Origin of the sequence: Cryobacterium sp. TMT1-3, from assembly GCF_004402315.1 — a bacterium.
GTDB lineage: Bacteria > Actinomycetota > Actinomycetes > Actinomycetales > Microbacteriaceae > Cryobacterium > Cryobacterium luteum.
The window spans coordinates 153,795-171,139 of record NZ_SOFW01000006.1 but is presented as its reverse complement, the minus strand read 5'-3'; the positions used below and the strand labels follow the sequence as shown (position 1 = coordinate 171,139).

The following is a 17,345-nucleotide window of genomic DNA, read 5'->3' as shown; positions in this document are numbered from 1 at the left end:
GGTCATGGTGATTGCACGTTGTGGTCGGAACCGAACAGCCTCACCGAGGTCTGGCTGGCTCCGGTTCGTTTCTTGCTCCATGAATATTCTAGGTACGCAACGAAGCTGTCCACACAACCCGTTCCCCGTGGTCTCCACTGACTTGATCAGTACGGCGGCCCCGCGGGAATGACCGGACTAATATCCGGGTTGTGCTGGGTAGAGAAGAGGTAATTATGTCGGATGTCCTGCTCGACCGTCCCGACCTTGAGGGGATCGGTACCTACGAATTCGGGTGGGCCGACTCCGACAAGGCCGGCGCATCCGCTCGCCGTGGTATTTCCCCCGAGGTCGTCACCGACATCTCGAACCTGAAGTCCGAGCCGGACTGGATGCTGCAGCGACGCCTCAAGGCCCTGCAACTGTTCGAACGTAAGCCCATGCCCACCTGGGGCGCGGATCTCTCGGAGATTGACTTCGACAACATCAAGTACTTCGTGCGCTCGACGGAGAAGCAGGCCCAGACCTGGGAAGACCTGCCCGACGACATCAAGAACACCTACGAGAAGCTCGGCATCCCCGAAGCCGAGCGCCAGCGCCTCGTCTCCGGTGTCGCCGCGCAGTACGAATCCGAAGTGGTCTATCACCAGATTAACGAGGAGCTCGAAGCCCAGGGCGTCATCTTCATGGACACCGACACGGCGCTCAAAGAGCACCCGGAATTTTTCGAAGAGTACTTCGGCACCATCATCCCCTCCGGCGACAACAAGTTCGCCGCGCTCAACACGGCCGTCTGGTCCGGCGGATCCTTCGTCTACGTGCCGCCCGGCGTGCACGTCGAGATCCCGCTGCAGGCCTACTTCCGCATCAACACGGAGAACATGGGCCAGTTCGAGCGCACGCTCATCATCGCCGACGAGGGCAGCTACGTGCACTACATCGAGGGCTGCACCGCCCCGATCTACAAGTCTGACTCGCTGCACTCCGCTGTGGTCGAGATCGTCGTGAAGAAGAACGCCCGCGTTCGCTACACGACCATTCAGAACTGGTCGAACAACGTCTACAACCTCGTCACCAAGCGGGCCACGGCCGGCGAAGGTGCAACGATGGAATGGATCGACGGCAACATCGGCTCCAAGGTCACCATGAAGTACCCGTCGATCTACCTTATGGGCGAGCACGCCAAGGGCGAGACGCTCTCGGTGGCCTTCGCCGGCCCCGGCCAGCACCAGGACGCCGGCGCCAAGATGATCCACATGGCTCCGTACACGCAGTCGTCGATCGTCTCCAAGTCCATCGCTCGCGGTGGTGGCCGCAGTGGCTACCGCGGCGAGGTTCGAGTGGATGCTGCCGCGCACCACTCCGCCAACACCGTGCGCTGTGACGCCCTCCTGGTCGACACCCAGTCGCGCTCCGACACCTACCCGTCCATCGACATCCGTGTCGATGACGTGCAACTCGGCCACGAGGCCACCGTTTCCCGCGTCAGCGAAGAGCAGCTGTTCTACCTGATGAGCCGCGGTATGCCCGAAGACGAAGCCATGGCCATGATCGTTCGCGGATTCATCGAACCGATCGCCCGGGAGCTCCCGATGGAGTACGCCCTCGAACTCAACAAGCTCATTGAAATGGGCATGGAAGGATCCGTCGGCTAAATGTCCGCCGCTTCAGCGCTTTCGAAGAGCGCTTCAAAAACTGTGCCCGAATCAACCACCCCCACCGCCGACTCGTCGACCCTTCCGGTCGGCCAGCACGGAATCAAGGAACACTCCGACGGACGTTTCGGCTACGTACCGGTGCAAACCCGCTCTGCCCGCTTCAAAAGTGTCAACGTGGCCGACTTCGAGGCCGTCACCGGCCGCGAAGCGGTCTGGAAGCACTCGCCCGTCGCGAAGTTCACCGACCTCACCGCGGGTGCCCTCGACGGCTCGCGTTACACCGTCGAATCCACCCCGTCAGCGGACGTGTCCGTTGAATGGGTGCCCAGAACGGATGCCCGCATCGGCACCGCCGGACTGCCGGAGGAACGCGCCGCCGCCAACGCCTGGTCGGCCTTCGACGAAGCCCTCGCCGTCACGGTGAGCGGTGAGGAAGCCAAGGAGATCACGGTCACCCGATCGGGCCTGGGCACCATCGCTCGTGGCGCGCACACAATCATCGAGGCCAAACCCTTCAGCCAGGCCACGGTCATCCTGCACAACACCGGCGACGCCCGGCTCAGCGAGAACGTCGAGATCATCCTCGGCGAGTCCGCGAACCTCACGGTCGTCTCGCTGCAGGAATGGGACGATTCCGCGGTGCACCTGGCCAACCATTTCGCATCCGTCGGTCGCGACGCGCGTCTCAAGCATGTCGTCGTTTCCCTCGGCGGCAGCATCGTGCGGGTCAACCCCTCGGTGCATCTGGCCGGTCCCGGCTCCGACACGTTGCTCCTCGGCCTGTACTTCGCAGACGCCGGTCAGCATCTGGAACAGCAGGTGTACGTCTTCCACGACGCCCCCAGAAGCCGCAGCCGCGTCAACTATAAGGGCGCGCTGCAGGGCCAGGACGCTCGCACGGTCTGGATCGGCGACGTTCTGATCGGCAACAAGGCCGCCGGCACCGACAGCTATGAACAGAACCGCAACCTTGTGCTCAGCGAGGGTACCCGCGCCGATTCCATCCCCAACCTGGAGATCGAAACCGGCGATATCGTCGGGGCCGGACACGCCAGTGCCACCGGGCGGTTCGACGACGAGCAGCTGTTCTACCTCCAGTCTCGCGGCATCACCGAGGAAGAAGCGCGACGCCTGGTCGTGCGCGGTTTCCTGACCGAGGTCGTGCAGCAGATTGGTTCCCCCGAACTTGAAGCTCGGTTGCAACTCGCAATCGAGGCCGAACTTATTGGAACGGACGACAAGTAAGCATGGCCGCAACGAAGATCTGCGCTCTCGATGAGCTCGAAGTAAACCACGCCGTCAAGGTCGAAATCGACGGGGTCGCTATCGCCCTCGTGCGTGACGCCGCGGGCGACGTCTTCGCCATCGGTGATACCTGCACGCACGGTGACATCTCCCTGTCCGAGGGATTCGTGGAAGGCCAGACTCTCGAGTGCTGGGCACACGGCTCAATGTTCTCCCTCACCACAGGCAAGCCGCTGTCTCTGCCGGCCTATGATCCGGTCCCGGTTTACAACGTGGAACTCATCGACGGGTTCGTCTTCGTCGATCCGTCCGTCACCGTCGCGGTCTGAACCTGCCTCACGCAGCGACCGCCCCACCAGCTCATTTTTAGAATTCAGAAAGGAATATGACAGTCATGTCTGTTCTTGAGATCAAAGACCTGCACGTCAGTGTCGAGACCGACCAGGGCACCAAGCAGATTCTGCGCGGCGTCAACCTCACCATCAACGAGGGCGAAATCCACGCCATCATGGGCCCGAACGGCTCCGGCAAGTCCACCCTCGCCTACACGATCGCCGGGCACCCCAAATATCACGTCGAGAGCGGCTCCATCCTGCTCGACGGCGCCGAAGTGCTCACCATGACAGTGGATGCCCGCGCTCGCGCCGGTCTATTCCTCGCCATGCAGTACCCGGTGGAGATCCCCGGAGTGACCGTCACGAACTTCCTCCGTACGGCCAAGACGGCCATCGAGGGTGAAGCCCCGCCGATCCGCACCTGGATCAAGGACGTTCGTCAGGCGATGACCAACCTGCGCATGGACAAGACTTTTGCCGAGCGCAACGTCAACGAGGGCTTCTCCGGTGGAGAGAAGAAGCGCAACGAGATCCTGCAGCTTGAACTGCTCAAGCCCAAGTTTGCCGTGCTTGACGAGACCGACTCCGGCCTCGACGTCGACGCATTGAAGATCGTATCCGAGGGTGTCAACCGTGCCAAAGCCAACACCGGCCTCGGTCTGCTCCTGATCACGCATTACACGCGCATTCTGCGGTACATCCACCCGAACTTCGTACACGTATTCGTCAACGGTAAGATCGCCGAACAGGGCGGCCCAGAACTCGCCGACCGTCTCGAGGACGAGGGCTACGATCGCTTTCTCGTTCCGTCGAACGTAGGCTGATCCCATGGCCTCCACACTCAGTCCGGCGCGCTTCGATGAAATCGAAGAAGCCCTCAAAGACGTCATGGACCCGGAACTCGGCATCAATGTCGTCGACCTCGGGCTCATCTACGACCTCGGCTGGGACGACGAGAACAACGCGCTCATCATCCATATGACCCTCACCTCGGCCGGCTGCCCGCTGACCGATGTGCTCGAGGAGCAGACGGCCGAGGCGCTGGACGGCGTCGTCGACCAGTTCCGTATCAACTGGGTCTGGATGCCGCCGTGGGGTCCGGAGAAGATCACCGACGACGGTCGGGACATGATGCGGGCCCTCGGCTTCGCCATGTAACACTGGTTCTAACTTGAAGGCCCCGCCAGCAACCGCCGGCGGGGCCTTCGGTTTAGGTGGGGGTCGCGTCGGAACCGTATCCCTCGTTCGGCTCGACCGCATTCCGAACGTTAGTAAGTGCATCTATTCACTGGAACGATATGCTAGTTGCATGGATATAGTGGAGAACGGGGCCACAAGGCGACGCGCGGCGCAGGCGGCGAGCACCCGGGCGGAGATCGTCATGGCAGCCGGGCGGCTCATGCTGGAGCGGGGCTATGTGGGTACGTCGGTCGCCGCGATCGCGGCCGAGGCCGGCGTGGTGGTGCAAACCATTTACAACTCGGTGGGGTCGAAGGCCGAACTGCTGGCCGCAGTTCTGGACCGGGTGGCCGCTGAGCCGGGGGCGCCGGCGCTGCTGTCGGGAGCGACCCGGGAACGCATTGCCGAAGCGCGCACCGCGACCGAGGTCATCCGCATTCTGGCCCGGTCGAGCGCGCTGGTGAACGAACGCACCTCGGGCATTCTGCGCATCGTCAGCGAAGCTGCCGTCGTTGATCCCGACGTGGGGGAGTTCGAGCAGAAGCGCGACGCCGCACGGCTGCACGGCTTCGGCGAGGTGGCGGCGGCGCTCCGGGAGAAGCGGGGATTGCGCGGCGGCATCAGCGACCACGAGGCGGCGGCGACGATGTGGGCTCTGGCTCACCCGCACACGTTTCGGACGCTCGTTCTGTCGCTGGGCTGGTCGACCGAGGCCTACCTCAACTGGCTGGAAAAGTCGCTGCTGGCAGCCCTGCTCTAGGTCGGCCAGGGGCACCGGTGTGCCGAGCACAGCCTGAAGGCAAATATACTAGTGAGTTGGACCGCTTCGGCCCACTCACACTTCTCACCCGTACCAACACTTCGAATGGACTATTGCTGTGCTCAACGTGCAAGATCTCGAAATCCGCGTTGGAGCCCGCGTGCTCATGGAGGGCGTCAGCTTCCGCGTCGCGAGCGGCGACAAGATCGGCCTCGTCGGCCGTAACGGCGCGGGCAAGACGACCCTGACGAAGACGCTCGCGGGGGAGACCAACCCGACCAAGGGCTCGATCAGCCACTCGGGTGAAATCGGTTACCTGCCCCAGGACCCGCGGGCCGGCGACCCGACCATGCTCGCCCGCACCCGCATTCTCGATGCCCGCGGCCTCGGTACCATCGCCCTCGGCATGCATGAGTCCAGCCTGGCCATGGCCGACCCCGACCCCAAGATCAGCGCCGCCGCCATGAAAAAGTACGGTCGCCTGACCGATGAATTCAACGGGCTCGGCGGCTACTCCGCTGAGGCTGAGGCTGCGTCGATCGCGAGCAACCTGAAACTACCCGACCACATTCTCGACCAGGCTCTGAGTACCCTGTCTGGTGGTCAGCGTCGTCGCATCGAACTGGCTCGCATTCTGTTCTCGGCCGCCGAAATGATGATCCTCGATGAGCCCACCAACCACCTCGACGCCGACTCGGTGGCCTGGCTGCGCGAGTTCGTCAAGAACTACAAGGGTGGCGTCATCATCATCAGCCACGACATCGAACTCGTCGGCGAGACGGTCAACCGGGTATTTTACCTCGACGCGAACCGCATGATGATCGACATCTACAACATGAACTGGAAGAACTACCTGCTGCAACGCACAGCGGATGCCGACCGGCGTAAGAAGGAACGCTCCAACGCCGAGAAGAAGGCGTCCACGCTGCAGCTGCAGGCTGCCAAGTTCGGCGCCAAGGCCAGCAAGGCCGCGGCAGCGCACCAGATGGTGGCCCGCGCCGAGAAGCTCCTGTCCGGCCTCGACGCCGTGCGCGCCGTTGAACGCGTCGCAAAGCTGCGGTTTCCCGAGCCAGCACCGTGTGGCCGAACACCGCTCATGGCCAAGGATCTCTCGAAGAGCTACGGCTCCCTCGAGATCTTCACCGCCGTCGATCTCGCGATCGACCGCGGCTCCAAGGTTGTCATCCTGGGCCTCAACGGTGCGGGAAAGACCACGCTGCTGCGCATGCTCGCGGGCGTCGACAAATCCGACACCGGGTCGATCGAACCCGGCCACGGCCTGCGCATCGGTTACTACGCGCAGGAACACGAGACGATCGACGTCAAGCGCAGCGTGCTGGAGAACATGGTCTCCTCGTCGCCGAGCATCACCGAGATGGAGGCCCGCCGGGTGCTCGGCTCGTTCCTGTTCACCGGCGACGACTCCAACAAGCCGGCCGGGGTGTTGTCCGGTGGCGAAAAGACCCGCCTCGCCCTGGCCATGATCGTCGTCTCCGGTGCCAACGTTCTGCTGCTCGACGAACCCACCAACAACCTCGACCCGGCCAGTCGCGAGGAGATCCTCGATGCCCTCGCGCACTACGCCGGAGCCGTCGTCCTGGTCAGCCACGATGAGGGTGCCGTGCAGGCCCTCAACCCGGAGCGCGTGCTCATCATGCCCGAGGGCACCGAGGACCACTGGAACAAGGATTACCTCGATTTGATCGAGCTGTCCTAAGTCACCATCTGATTCGGCGCTGGCACGCCGAATCGTCCGAGTCAAAGGAAGCGTGCGTGTTGCCGCCTGCTGAGTCATTGCGCATCGCGCTGGTGTGCCTGCATACGTCGCCGGGCGCGGATCCGGGTTCCGGCGATGCCGGCGGGATGAACGTCGTCGTGCGCCACCAGGCGGAGGCTCTCGCGAGCCTCGGCCACGAGGTGAGCATTCTGACCAGGCGCTCAGCGGTCGATCAGCCAGCCGCCGCGCAGCTCGCCCCCGGCGTGACGTTGCGATTTCTGGATGCCGGTCCGGCGATCGCCCTGCCGAAGGGCCAGCACGAACACTGGATTGCCGACTTTTCGTCCCGACTTGGCGAGCTTGAACCGTGCGACATCGTGCACTCGCATCACTGGTTCTCCGGCATGGCGGCCCTGCCGGTCGCCCGCCGTTGGGGCGTTCCGCACGTGCAGAGTTTTCATAGCATCGCTGCCGACGATTCGACTCCGCTCTCCGCGGGGGAACGGGCTGAATCACCGGGACGGATGCTCGGTGAGGCCTGGTTGGCTCGCGAATCGGATTTGCTGGTCGCGATCAGTGCCGCCGAGGCGGCGACGATCACGGGGCGCCTCGGCGGCGCGGCCGAACGCACAGCAATCGTGCTGCCGGGCGTCGACAATACTGCGTTTTCACCGGCCGGTCCGTCCAGTGGGACTCCCGCGGCCGACGACCGAGGCTATCTGCTCGTTGCAGCCCGCCTACAGCCATTGAAGGGGCTCGACCTCGCCATAGCAGCCCTGGCCGGCGTTCCGGCTGATCTGCGCCCGAACCTGGTGATCGCCGGGGCAGCATCGGCCGACTACGACGGTTATGTCACTGAGTTGCGTGAAACCGCTGAACGGCTCGGGCTCGGGGCACAGCTTCGACTGGTCGGCCCCCGATCCCGGAATGACCTGGCCCGCCTGTTTCGCGACGCGAGCCTCGTGCTGGTTCCGTCTCACTCAGAAACGTATGGTCTGGTCGCGCTCGAGGGCGCGGCGAGCGGCGTGCCGGTCATCGCCGCAGCATCCGGTGGCCTGCGTGAAGCCGTCGTCGACGGCGTCACCGGCCTGGTGCTTGAATCGCGGGAACCGCGGGTGTGGGCCGAGGCCATCACCGGTCTGCTGACCGATGCGCCGCGGTCCCAAAGGATGTCCGTGGCGGCTCGGAAACATGCGCTCGATCTGGACTGGACCAGGTCTGCCGCGTCCCTGCTCGGCGTCTACCGGAGGTTGCTTGGTCCCGGCACCGGACAGATTGCCTCCGGCAGCAGGCAGCACCACCGCGCCGTCGCCTGACACAACTAGTGGGGCTGCCGGTCAAGCAGTGCGTCCTCAATTTCGGCGTCATTGCGCGGTTTCGCCGCACGCTTGCGGGCGCGCTCATCGGCGCGTTCGCGTTCCTCGGGGTCTTCAGCATTCACACTGCGATACTCCTCGCGCAGCGCCCAGCCGAGGCCGATGAACGCGAGCAGGCCGAACACGAACCACTGGAACGCGTACGACAGGTGCGGGCCTTCATCGCGGATCGGTTTCGCGACGGCGGCCGGGCGTTCCTCGGTCGCGGCAGGGCTCTCGGTGTCCAGGAGACCGTAGGCACCGGTGTACGTGGGTTGGTCGAGGCGCTCGGCGATGGTCGTGAGGTTGATCGTGGCAACCTGGTCACCGCTCGCGGTACGGCCGGGCAGGTCGGGCTCGCTCGCTTTGAGCCGGGCGACGACGGTCACCGTTCCGCTCGGCGGCGCCGGCACCGTGTCGGGAGCATCCTGCTCCTGCCCCGTCGGCAGCCAACCGCGGTCGACGATGAAGACCGTGCCGTCGGTGAGTAGCAGCGGGGATAGTACCTCGAAGCCGGGATTGACGTTAAGTGGTCGGTTGCGTGCGAGCATCTCGTCGGCCGTGAGGTAGGACCCGGTCAGTTCCACCGGCATCCACTTTTGCGATTCGTCGAAGGAATTCAGCTCGGGGAGCGCCTCGGTCACGGGAATGGGATTGGAATCGAAATTTGAATCGATCTTGAACAGTTCGGTGAGAGCCTCATCGCGCCGGGCCAGCTGCCAGACGCCGAGTCCGGAACACACCGCTGCGAACAGCATGGTGAGCGCGAGATAACCGGCCCAGCGGCTGCTGAAGGCAAACGTCCAGCCCGTCATTGCACAGCTCCACGCGGTTTCGGGCTGGCGTCAACCGCGCTCACGGTCAGGGGAAAATCACGCGCGGCCAGAAATTCACGCAGAAAGTCGACGTGGTCGTCGCAGGCCAGCCAGGTTTTGACGCGGTCGGTCGAGTGGATGCGCGGGTTGCGCCAGTCCAGCCGCCAACGCCCGGCGTTCTTGCAGTCGGCCCGGGAGCACGTCAATGATTGCAGGGGAGCGCCCAGTCCGATCATCGAACTCACCGAAGCGGCCGCGCGAACACTCACTTGACCCCATTCTCACTCGTGTGGTTCTCGGATTGGGTGTAGATCTCGACGCTGCCCGGACGCAACACTTCGGCACCACGCGGCGCAATCTTCACATTCGCTACCACCACGGCGAAATACGGCAGAAGGATCGCACCGACGGCACACAGCACCAACCACCATCCCTCTACGAACAGCATGAGCACAATGCAGACGACACGCACCCCCATCGCAATCGAATATTTGATCATCCGATTGCGGCGTTCTGCCTCGGGGGAGGCGGGGAGTGAGGTGATCGACTGCTGCTTCATAGGTCCATCGGGTTCGAGTCGGTTCCGTCCACGGTAGAAAATCCACCTCAACAAGCCTACGTCCGCGCGACGTGGTTGGAGCACGCCTTAAACTTGAATCTGCCGGGTATTTCAGTGATCCCGACCCGCGACATCCACCCACAGCAAGCAAGCGAACAGGAACTTCATGACAACGGCTCGAACAGTGCTCGTCACCGGCGGTAACCGCGGCATCGGCTTTGCCATCGCCGAGGAATTCCTCGCCCAGGGTCACCGCGTCGCCGTGACGTCCCGGTCGGGGTATGGTCCGGCCGGAAGCCTCACGGTGCGCGCCGACGTGACCGACGCCGCATCCATCGATGCCGCTTTCACCGAGATTGAGACGACCTACGGTCCGGTCGAGGTCATCGTGGCTAACGCTGGGATCACCCGCGATACCCTGCTCATGCGCATGTCAGAGGACGACTTTACGTCGGTGGTCGACACGAACCTCGGCGGGGCGTTCCGGGTCGTCAAGCGTGGCAGCAAGGGTATGCTCAAAGCTCGTTTCGGGCGGATCGTGCTCATCTCGAGCGTTGTGGGCCTGTACGGCTCCGCCGGGCAGGTGAACTATTCGGCGTCGAAGAGCGGCCTGATCGGACTGGCTCGCTCGATCACCCGCGAGCTCGGCGCCCGCGGCATCACCGCCAACGTTGTTGCTCCCGGTTTCATCGAAACAGACATGACCGCTGCCCTGCCCGAAGCGCAGCAGGCGGACTACAAGCGCAATATCCCGGCCGGCCGCTTCGCCACACCGTCAGAGGTCGCCCGTGTCGTCACCTGGCTCGCCGGCGACGACTCCGCCTACATCTCCGGCGCGGTCATTCCGGTCGACGGTGGTCTCGGTATGGGCCACTAGAACGCTCTCGGTTTGGGTGGCCGGGTTGGTGACTCAGCCGCGCAGGCCGAGAAGCGGAAGCACCTGACTGAGATTGCAGTGGTCGATCACCACGTCGGCTTCGCGCTTCACCCGGGGCTTCGCGTTGAACGCCACGGCGAGGCCGGCCGCGTCCATCATGCGCAGGTCGTTTGCGCCGTCTCCGACCGCGATCGTCTGCGTCAGGGCGATCCGGCCGCCGGCGGCCCATTCGCGCAGGGCGACCGCTTTCGCCTCGGCGTCGATGATCGGCCCGAGGACGCGCCCGGTCAGTCGGCCGGCATCAACTTCGAGCCGGTTGGCTCGCCAATGGTCCAGACCCAGCTCGATCGCGAGCGGGTCGAGCAGCTCGTGAAAGCCGCCAGACACCACCCCGACGACGCCCCCGCCGGCATGGATACCGGCAATCAGTTCGGGAACCCCCGCAGTCAGGCGGATGCGTCGCCCCACCTCGCCGAAAATGGTCTCCGGCAGTCCCGCCAGGGTCAACACCCGCTGGCGCAGGCTTTGCGCAAAGTCCAGTTCGCCGCGCATGGCGCGTTCGGTGACGTCGGCGACGAGATCGCGCGAGCCGGCGGCATCCGCCAGCAACTCGATCACTTCGTCTTGGATCAGGGTGGAGTCGGCATCAAGCACGACCAGGAAACGTGGTGCGGAGGTACGGGTCACGGAGTAACGAGCACACCCTTGCCGACGACGGTGATACCGGATTCGGTCACACTGAAGCCGCGCGCGAGGTCTCGATCCCGATCGACCCCGACGGTGGCGCCGGCCTCGACGATGACTTCCTTGTCGAGAATGGCACGCCGCACGATGGCGCCCGGCCGAATCTGTACCCGGTCGAACACGATCGAGTCGACGACCTCGCACGCGGAACCGATCGAGGTCCACGGGCCGAGCACGCTGCGTTCGATGTGAGCGCCGGAGATGACGCAGCCCAGCGAGACGATCGAGTCGATCATGGTGCCCAGGGCGCCACGGCCGTCGCGCACGAACTTCGCCGGCGGCGAGTTCAACTGCATGCTGAAGATCGGCCATTCCTGGTTGTACAGGTTGAACACGGGAAGCGCCGAGATGAGATCCTGGTGGGCTTCGAAGAACGAATCGATCGTTCCCACATCGCGCCAGTAATACTTATCGCGGTCGGTCGACCCAGGCACTTCGTTGCGCTGCAGGTCGTACACGCCGGCGTCGCCGCGGAAGACGAAGTCGGGGATGATGTCACCGCCCATATCGTGGCTTGAATCGGTACGCTCACCATCGCGCAGTACCGCTTCGATCAGAGCATCGGTGTTGAAAACATAGTTGCCCATCGAGGCGAAGACCTCGTGCGGGGCATCGGCAAGACCGACGGCGTCCTTGGGCTTCTCCCGAAAATCGGAGATGCGGTCGGGGGTGGCGGCATCCACTTCGATGACGCCGAACTGGTCGGCCAGGCCGATCGGCTGGCGAATGGCCGCGACCGTCGCGGACAGACCTGATGCGATGTGGGCGGCGATCATCTGGCTGAAGTCCATGCGATAGACGTGATCGGCGCCGACAACGACGACGATGTCAGGTTTCTCATCGTGGATGAGATTCAGGCTCTGCAGAATCGCGTCGGCTGAGCCGCTGAACCACCGTTTGCCGAGGCGTTGCTGTGCGGGTACCGAGGCGATGTACGAGTTGAACAGTCCACCGGAAACATGCCAGGTCTGCGACACGTGCCGGTCCAGGCTGTGCGACTTGTACTGGGTGAGCACCACGATTTGGGTGACGCCCGAGTTGATCAGGTTGGACAGGGCGAAATCCACAAGCCGGTAATGCCCGCCGAAGGGGACAGCGGGCTTGGCCCGGTCCTCGGTCAGCGGCATGAGCCGTTTTCCCTCGCCACCCGCGAGAACGATTCCAAAGATCTTCTTGGCCTTCATGTGTACAGAGTAGGGCCAACCGGGCCACTCGACTAGCACCACGGGGTGTGCGTCGGGTCCGGCTGCGCTACCTTTGCTCCATGCGAGTGGATTTGATGACCAAGGAGTACCCCCCGGAGATTTACGGGGGAGCGGGAGTGCACGTCACGGAGCTCGTACGAGCGCTCCGCGAAGACATTGACGTCTCGGTACGCTGCTTCGGTGCGCCCCGCTCAGACGTTGATACCTTCGCCTATGCGGTGCCGAAACAGCTGGTCGATGCCAACGCCACCCTGAGCACGCTGGGCGTCGACCTGCAGATGGCCCAGGACGCCGCCGGTGCCGATCTGGTGCACTCACACACCTGGTATGCCAACGCGGCCGGGCACCTCGCCCAGATGCTGCACGGCATCCCGCACGTTGTCACCGCCCACAGCCTTGAGCCCCTGCGCCCGTGGAAGGCCGAGCAGCTCGGCGGCGGCTATCGTGTGTCGAGCTGGATCGAGAAAACGGCCTTCGAGGCAGCGGATGCCGTCATCGCCGTCAGCGACGGCATGCGCCGCGACATCCTGCGCAGCTACCCGGCACTCGATGAGGGCCGAGTGCACACGGTGTACAACGGCATCGACCTCGAGCGCTGGAAGCCCCGGCTGGACGCTGATTTCGTGCGCGGGCTGGGAATCGATCCGGACCGGCCGTCCGTTGTCTTCGTCGGCCGCATCACGCGGCAGAAGGGACTGCCCTACCTGCTGCGCGCTGCGGCGCTGCTGCCGCCCGAGGTGCAGTTAGTACTGTGCGCCGGTGCGCCCGACACTCCCGGCATTCTCGCCGAAGTCACCGCCGGCGTCGAGGCCCTGCAGCGCGAACGGTCGGGCGTCGTCTGGATCAACCGGCTTCTCGCCCAGCCAGAGCTCGCTGCGGTGCTGACCCACGGCACGGTCTTCGTCTGCCCGTCAATCTACGAACCCCTCGGAATCGTCAATCTCGAAGCCATGGCCTGTGGCCTCGCCGTCGTCGGCACGGCCACCGGAGGGATACCCGAGGTCGTCGCCGACGGCCGAACCGGGCGCCTGGTACCGATCGAGCAACTCACGGACGGCACCGGTACCCCGCTGCATCCCGAGCAGTTTGTCGCCGACCTCGCCCGCATCCTCACCGAGGTTGTGAGCGACCCTGCCCGTGCCGCCGAGATGGGGCGCGCCGGTCGCCTGCGGGCCGAGCACGAATTCGGCTGGAGCCAGATCGCCACTCGCACTCGCGAGATCTACGCGTCCCTGCTCTGATCACTGGCGCTGGCACTGGCGCTGGCACTGGCACTGGGCCGGTCGCCGCGACGGCCCGGCGTATTTCAGCACTGGCGCCGCCCGATAACATGGCTGTATGGTCAACGTTTTGCATTTCACCGGCGTCTCCGTCGTCCGGGGTGGCACCACCATCCTCGACTCAGTGAATTGGAGCGTCGACGACGACCAACGGTGGGTCATCCTCGGGCCGAACGGCGCTGGCAAGACCACCCTGCTGCAGATCGCCGCCGCCTTCATGCACCCGTCGAGTGGGCAGGCCGAAGTGCTCGATGAGACACTCGGCGAAACGGATGTCTTCGAGCTGCGGCCCCGAATCGGGTTCGCCTCGACCGCCATGGCCCGCAAAGTGCCGGGCAACGAGAAAGTGCTCGACGTCGTCATGACGGCGGCTTACTCCGTCACCGGCCGGTGGAACGAAGAATACGAGACCATCGACGAACGCCGCGCCCAGCGCGTACTGCAGGAATGGAAACTCGACCACCTCGCCGACCGCAAGTTCGGCACCCTCAGCGACGGCGAGCAGAAGCGGGTGCAGATCGCCCGCTCCGTCATGACCGACCCGGAGATTCTGCTGCTCGATGAGCCCGCAGCCAGCCTCGACCTCGGCGCTCGCGAATCGCTCCTGCAGCTGCTCAGCGGTTTCGCACAGGAGCCCAACTCGCCGGCCATCATCATGGTCACGCACCACGTCGAAGAGATTCCGCTCGGGTTCACCCATGTGCTGCTGCTGGCGGGCGGGCAGGTCGTCTCGGCCGGTCCGATCGGTGAGGCACTCACCGCGACGGCGTTGAGCGAGACATTTGGTCTTAACATCGAACTCACCGAGACCGACGGTCGTTACTCGGCCCGGGCGCTCTGAACCGAGCATCCGAACAGCTCGGCTTTCAGCCGCATCAATTTCTGCCAGGACAATTTCTGCCAAAGCAATGTCTGCTAAGGTAAGTGGCTGGCCATCTGGCCACCCAGCTTGCCGTCGTTGCTTTGCGCATGGCGGGCGGGGCCCCATAAACGAACAGCACTGTGACCAGTTACAAGTCTGTTCACCAGAAGTGCAAAAGGAAATTTCATGAAGTCTGACATCCACCCCGAGTACGCTGCCGTCGTGTTCCGCGACCTCGCCTCCGGCGCGACCTTCCTGACTCGTTCGACGGTCTCCAGCAAGAAAACCATCGAGTGGGAAGACGGAACCACATACCCGGTCATCGACGTGGAAATCTCCTCCGAGTCGCACCCGTTCTACACGGGTAAGCAGCGCATCATGGACTCCGCCGGTCGTGTCGAGAAGTTCAACTCGCGTTACAAGGGCTTCGGCAAATAGCACCAGATTTTACAGCGAAGAAGGCGACCAGCTCCGGCTGGTCGCCTTCTTCGTATCGATTCCGCGCAGTGAGTTAGCGCAGCGGCCAGGCGGTGTCCGCCAGAAATTCAGGATCGCGGCCGCGTCGGACGTATTCCTGAAAACTTTCCGCCTGCTGGCGGTACCAGGTGACCTGCAGAGAATGCATCTCGTCGAGGGTCGTGGGCAGGGCGCCTGCGTGCGCTCGGTGGATCGCCTGAGCGACGCGGCCGGCCGCGATCGCGTCGGCCCCGGCATCGTGGGCGTCGTCGAGAGCCACGCCGTAGAACGCGCTCGTGACCGCGAGGGTGCGCTTTCCTTTGCGATACTTGTCGACGGCCTTGTCGATGACCAGTGGATCGACGATCGGACTGGGCGAGGCCAGGGGGGCAATGCCGTAGCGCAGAGCCTCACGGTCGAGCAGGGTGAGGTCGTACGGGGCGTTATAGGCCACGATGGGCAGACCGTCGCTCAGATGCCCGCGGAGGGCCGTGACGATCTCCGCCACGGCTTCCGACGCGAGGCGGCCGTGCTCCACGGCCTGCTGGGTGGTGATGCCGTGCACGCCGGTCGCGCCGGCCGGAATGTCGATACCTGGATCGACCAGCCAATCGATGCGCTCAACGGCCGTGCCGCTCGCGTCGAGAACGGCGACGGTGGCCGACACGATGCGGCAGGTTTCCACGTCGATGCCGGTGGTTTCAAGGTCGAATACGGCGAGGTGATCGCTCCAGGTGCTCATACTTCCACCCTAGGGGCGACCACCGACAGGCATCCGCGCCGCCCGCCGGGTACGCCCCAACGGCGTGCGCGGGGCGCAACATCAGAGCTGACGTTTAGAGCTGGATTCGTCTGCTGATGACATTTTCGGCACTCTCGCGCATCGTGTGGTTGCGCGCGCGGGCATCCGCTCGCAGTCGTTTGAAGGCTTCGTCCATGTCGACGGAACTGATTTGGGCGATGACGCCCTTGGCCTGTTCGATCAGGATTCGGCTGTTGAGGGCCCGCTGCAGTTGCTCGTTGACGACGGCGTCCTCGCGCACGGTGCTTTCCTGAAGGATGCTGATGGTCGCGACATCGGCCATGGCCTGTCCGATCGCTGCCTCTTCGGGGGTGACGTCGCCGGTTTCGGTGCGGAACAGATTGAGCGCACCGATCGCCCGATGGCGAACCCGCATCGGAATGGCGTGCACCGAACGAAAGCCTTGCGAGAGAGCGGCCGCTTTGAAGTCCGGGTAGGTGTCGCCGGAGGCGGCGATGTCGCCCATCGTAACGACCTTGCCGGTTAGATAGCAGTCCACGCAGGGGCCGGCACCGGCCTGCTGCTGCAGCGCCTCGACGAGGTAACTCTCCTCGCTCGTGGACGCTACCACCTGGAGTTCCCCGCTGGGATCGGCCAGGAGTAGACCGGCCGCGGTGGCGTCGAGCAGTTCCACGCACTCCTCCACCAGGGTGTGCAGTACGTCGAGAACGTCATATTCGCCAACCAAAGTGTCCGTCAACTTCACGAAGGCGGCGCTCACCCGGGAGGCGCGAGTCATGGTGACCATCAGTGATTCTGTGACCTTTCTAAATTTTCAATCATTTACCGGTGAAAAGTGCAGCCGTCTGGCGACCACGTCACCCGCGATCGTGCGTACCGTCTTGCCGTGGGAGAAGGCGTGCGCGCGAAGCACGAGCAGAGCATCCGTTGCTGTGATGTTCATCTGCACCAGCACCATGCCGGTCGCCTGGTGAATTTCCCGCCGCGACAGGGGCGATGCCGTGGAGGCCAAACCAGCGTCTCCGACGGCCGGTGACTCCTGCACGCAAAGCAGGCGATCGAGCAGGTTCCAGGCCGTCTTATTGGCCAGCACTAAGGCTCTGGCCCGGTCCGTGCGATCCAGTACCCCCGGCGTTCGGCTGTACAACTCGACAATTCCGACATCGAGTGCGCCGAGAGTGAGCGGAAAGACGTAGAGCGCTTCGACGACGGTGTCCATCAGTGCCGTGGAGAAGACCGGCCACAGCGGGTGAGCCCCCTCACGTACCCGGGGTTCCAACACGGGAAGTCTGGTGCGCGCCGCCACCCACCGCGGGCCCTCGCCCAGGTCGAACTGCAGTTCATCCAGGCGAGCGGCGAGGTTGTCGGTGGCGCAGACGACGGTTTCGGGGACTGCGCCACCGAAAACTGACACGGCAGCACCGTCGACCGGTAGGGAGGAGAGAAAATGGGCACACAGCGCCGTGTCCTCGACTCCGCCGTCTGAACTCGACCATGCTGCCATCGACCGGCCTCCGGACCCTGGGCGATTGCTTCGTTAGCCCAAGAATACGTCT

The 17,345-nt window shown here is 64.1% G+C and carries 20 protein-coding genes; 12 read left to right on the top strand and 8 right to left on the bottom strand.

Annotation, left to right across the window (positions count from 1 at the left end):
* Positions 1 to 215: 215 nt before the first annotated feature.
* The 8 genes from sufB to E3O25_RS01320 all read left to right on the top strand — a co-directional run bounded on the left by sufB (position 216) and on the right by E3O25_RS01320 (position 8,189).
* Entirely contained in the window at positions 216 to 1,634 is a 1,419-nt protein-coding gene (sufB, locus tag E3O25_RS01355) for a Fe-S cluster assembly protein SufB (RefSeq protein ID WP_092107867.1), read from the top strand.
* Between the two features lie 42 nt (positions 1,635 to 1,676).
* The gene (gene sufD, locus E3O25_RS01350; protein WP_370448701.1) at positions 1,677 to 2,882 is read left to right on the top strand and encodes a Fe-S cluster assembly protein SufD; all 1,206 of its coding nucleotides are present in this window, start codon (positions 1,677 to 1,679) and stop codon (positions 2,880 to 2,882) included.
* A gap of 2 nt (positions 2,883 to 2,884) precedes the next feature.
* Positions 2,885 to 3,211, top strand: a complete 327-nt coding sequence (locus tag E3O25_RS01345; RefSeq protein ID WP_092107871.1) for a non-heme iron oxygenase ferredoxin subunit — start codon at positions 2,885 to 2,887, stop codon at positions 3,209 to 3,211.
* 65 nt (positions 3,212 to 3,276) lie between these two features.
* The gene (gene sufC / locus E3O25_RS01340; RefSeq protein ID WP_134360261.1) at positions 3,277 to 4,041 is read left to right on the top strand and encodes a Fe-S cluster assembly ATPase SufC; all 765 of its coding nucleotides are present in this window, start codon (positions 3,277 to 3,279) and stop codon (positions 4,039 to 4,041) included.
* 4 nt (positions 4,042 to 4,045) lie between these two features.
* Positions 4,046 to 4,375 carry a metal-sulfur cluster assembly factor gene (locus E3O25_RS01335; protein ID WP_092107875.1) on the top strand — a complete coding sequence of 110 codons (330 nt, stop codon included), beginning with the start codon at positions 4,046 to 4,048 and terminating at the stop codon, positions 4,373 to 4,375.
* Between the two features lie 151 nt (positions 4,376 to 4,526).
* A complete protein-coding gene (locus E3O25_RS01330) occupies positions 4,527 to 5,156 on the top strand; it encodes a TetR/AcrR family transcriptional regulator (protein WP_092107877.1) in 630 nt (209 codons plus the stop codon).
* Positions 5,157 to 5,274: 118 nt separating this feature from the next.
* A complete protein-coding gene (locus E3O25_RS01325) occupies positions 5,275 to 6,873 on the top strand; it encodes an ABC-F family ATP-binding cassette domain-containing protein (RefSeq protein ID WP_092107879.1) in 1,599 nt (532 codons plus the stop codon).
* 56 nt (positions 6,874 to 6,929) lie between these two features.
* A complete protein-coding gene (locus E3O25_RS01320; RefSeq protein WP_241988464.1) occupies positions 6,930 to 8,189 on the top strand; it encodes a glycosyltransferase in 1,260 nt (419 codons plus the stop codon).
* Between the two features lie 5 nt (positions 8,190 to 8,194).
* Here E3O25_RS01320 and E3O25_RS01315 read toward each other — a convergent pair whose 3' ends face one another.
* From E3O25_RS01315 to E3O25_RS01305, 3 genes are read right to left on the bottom strand one after another with little or no spacing between them, the layout of a single operon-like run.
* Entirely contained in the window at positions 8,195 to 9,043 is an 849-nt protein-coding gene (locus E3O25_RS01315) for an SURF1 family protein (RefSeq protein WP_134360260.1), read from the bottom strand.
* Positions 9,040 to 9,312, bottom strand: a complete 273-nt coding sequence (locus E3O25_RS01310; RefSeq protein WP_370448700.1) for a hypothetical protein — start codon at positions 9,310 to 9,312, stop codon at positions 9,040 to 9,042. The genes E3O25_RS01315 and E3O25_RS01310 overlap by 4 nt, the downstream gene beginning before the upstream one ends.
* Entirely contained in the window at positions 9,309 to 9,602 is a 294-nt protein-coding gene (locus E3O25_RS01305; RefSeq protein ID WP_092107884.1) for a DUF3099 domain-containing protein, read from the bottom strand. The genes E3O25_RS01310 and E3O25_RS01305 overlap by 4 nt, the downstream gene beginning before the upstream one ends.
* 166 nt (positions 9,603 to 9,768) lie before the next feature.
* On the opposite strand from E3O25_RS01305, the gene fabG reads away from it, so the two are divergent.
* Positions 9,769 to 10,479 carry a 3-oxoacyl-ACP reductase FabG gene (gene fabG / locus E3O25_RS01300; RefSeq protein ID WP_092107886.1) on the top strand — a complete coding sequence of 237 codons (711 nt, stop codon included), beginning with the start codon at positions 9,769 to 9,771 and terminating at the stop codon, positions 10,477 to 10,479.
* Positions 10,480 to 10,512: 33 nt separating this feature from the next.
* Here the strand turns inward: fabG and serB are convergent, their stop codons facing one another.
* Both serB and E3O25_RS01290 read right to left on the bottom strand, forming a co-directional pair.
* A complete protein-coding gene (gene serB, locus E3O25_RS01295) occupies positions 10,513 to 11,166 on the bottom strand; it encodes a phosphoserine phosphatase SerB (protein WP_241983843.1) in 654 nt (217 codons plus the stop codon).
* Positions 11,163 to 12,407 carry a glucose-1-phosphate adenylyltransferase gene (locus E3O25_RS01290; protein ID WP_092107888.1) on the bottom strand — a complete coding sequence of 415 codons (1,245 nt, stop codon included), beginning with the start codon at positions 12,405 to 12,407 and terminating at the stop codon, positions 11,163 to 11,165. The genes serB and E3O25_RS01290 overlap by 4 nt, the downstream gene beginning before the upstream one ends.
* An 80-nt stretch (positions 12,408 to 12,487) precedes the next feature.
* On the opposite strand from E3O25_RS01290, the gene glgA reads away from it, so the two are divergent.
* The 3 genes from glgA to E3O25_RS01275 all read left to right on the top strand — a co-directional run bounded on the left by glgA (position 12,488) and on the right by E3O25_RS01275 (position 15,008).
* Positions 12,488 to 13,669, top strand: a complete 1,182-nt coding sequence (gene glgA, locus E3O25_RS01285; protein ID WP_092107890.1) for a glycogen synthase — start codon at positions 12,488 to 12,490, stop codon at positions 13,667 to 13,669.
* Between the two features lie 97 nt (positions 13,670 to 13,766).
* Complete coding sequence (locus tag E3O25_RS01280) at positions 13,767 to 14,549, top strand: ABC transporter ATP-binding protein (protein ID WP_092107892.1); 783 nt, start codon at positions 13,767 to 13,769, stop codon at positions 14,547 to 14,549.
* 207 nt (positions 14,550 to 14,756) lie between these two features.
* Entirely contained in the window at positions 14,757 to 15,008 is a 252-nt protein-coding gene (locus tag E3O25_RS01275) for a type B 50S ribosomal protein L31 (protein WP_092107894.1), read from the top strand.
* A gap of 73 nt (positions 15,009 to 15,081) precedes the next feature.
* Here the strand turns inward: E3O25_RS01275 and E3O25_RS01270 are convergent, their stop codons facing one another.
* The 3 genes from E3O25_RS01270 to E3O25_RS01260 all read right to left on the bottom strand — a co-directional run bounded on the left by E3O25_RS01270 (position 15,082) and on the right by E3O25_RS01260 (position 17,293).
* Positions 15,082 to 15,768 (bottom strand): exonuclease domain-containing protein, encoded by a 687-nt coding sequence (locus E3O25_RS01270; RefSeq protein ID WP_092107896.1) that lies wholly within the window; start codon positions 15,766 to 15,768, stop codon positions 15,082 to 15,084.
* A 94-nt stretch (positions 15,769 to 15,862) separates the two neighbouring features.
* Positions 15,863 to 16,567 carry a GAF and ANTAR domain-containing protein gene (locus tag E3O25_RS01265; RefSeq protein WP_370448699.1) on the bottom strand — a complete coding sequence of 235 codons (705 nt, stop codon included), beginning with the start codon at positions 16,565 to 16,567 and terminating at the stop codon, positions 15,863 to 15,865.
* Between the two features lie 36 nt (positions 16,568 to 16,603).
* Entirely contained in the window at positions 16,604 to 17,293 is a 690-nt protein-coding gene (locus E3O25_RS01260) for a GAF and ANTAR domain-containing protein (RefSeq protein WP_092107900.1), read from the bottom strand.
* Between the last annotated feature and the right edge of the window lie 52 nt (positions 17,294 to 17,345).

Coding starts and splice junctions, on each gene's coding strand:
- E3O25_RS01335 (WP_092107875.1), top strand. CDS start 4,046: ATGGCCTCCACACTCAGTCCGGCGCGCTTCGATGAAATCGAAGAAGCC.
- sufB (WP_092107867.1), top strand. CDS start 216: ATGTCGGATGTCCTGCTCGACCGTCCCGACCTTGAGGGGATCGGTACC.
- E3O25_RS01275 (WP_092107894.1), top strand. CDS start 14,757: ATGAAGTCTGACATCCACCCCGAGTACGCTGCCGTCGTGTTCCGCGAC.
- E3O25_RS01265 (WP_370448699.1), bottom strand. CDS start 16,567: ATGACTCGCGCCTCCCGGGTGAGCGCCGCCTTCGTGAAGTTGACGGAC.
- E3O25_RS01345 (WP_092107871.1), top strand. CDS start 2,885: ATGGCCGCAACGAAGATCTGCGCTCTCGATGAGCTCGAAGTAAACCAC.
- E3O25_RS01315 (WP_134360260.1), bottom strand. CDS start 9,043: ATGACGGGCTGGACGTTTGCCTTCAGCAGCCGCTGGGCCGGTTATCTC.
- E3O25_RS01280 (WP_092107892.1), top strand. CDS start 13,767: ATGGTCAACGTTTTGCATTTCACCGGCGTCTCCGTCGTCCGGGGTGGC.
- E3O25_RS01260 (WP_092107900.1), bottom strand. CDS start 17,293: ATGGCAGCATGGTCGAGTTCAGACGGCGGAGTCGAGGACACGGCGCTG.
- E3O25_RS01305 (WP_092107884.1), bottom strand. CDS start 9,602: ATGAAGCAGCAGTCGATCACCTCACTCCCCGCCTCCCCCGAGGCAGAA.
- E3O25_RS01270 (WP_092107896.1), bottom strand. CDS start 15,768: ATGAGCACCTGGAGCGATCACCTCGCCGTATTCGACCTTGAAACCACC.
- E3O25_RS01290 (WP_092107888.1), bottom strand. CDS start 12,407: ATGAAGGCCAAGAAGATCTTTGGAATCGTTCTCGCGGGTGGCGAGGGA.
- fabG (WP_092107886.1), top strand. CDS start 9,769: ATGACAACGGCTCGAACAGTGCTCGTCACCGGCGGTAACCGCGGCATC.
- E3O25_RS01330 (WP_092107877.1), top strand. CDS start 4,527: ATGGATATAGTGGAGAACGGGGCCACAAGGCGACGCGCGGCGCAGGCG.
- glgA (WP_092107890.1), top strand. CDS start 12,488: ATGCGAGTGGATTTGATGACCAAGGAGTACCCCCCGGAGATTTACGGG.
- sufC (WP_134360261.1), top strand. CDS start 3,277: ATGTCTGTTCTTGAGATCAAAGACCTGCACGTCAGTGTCGAGACCGAC.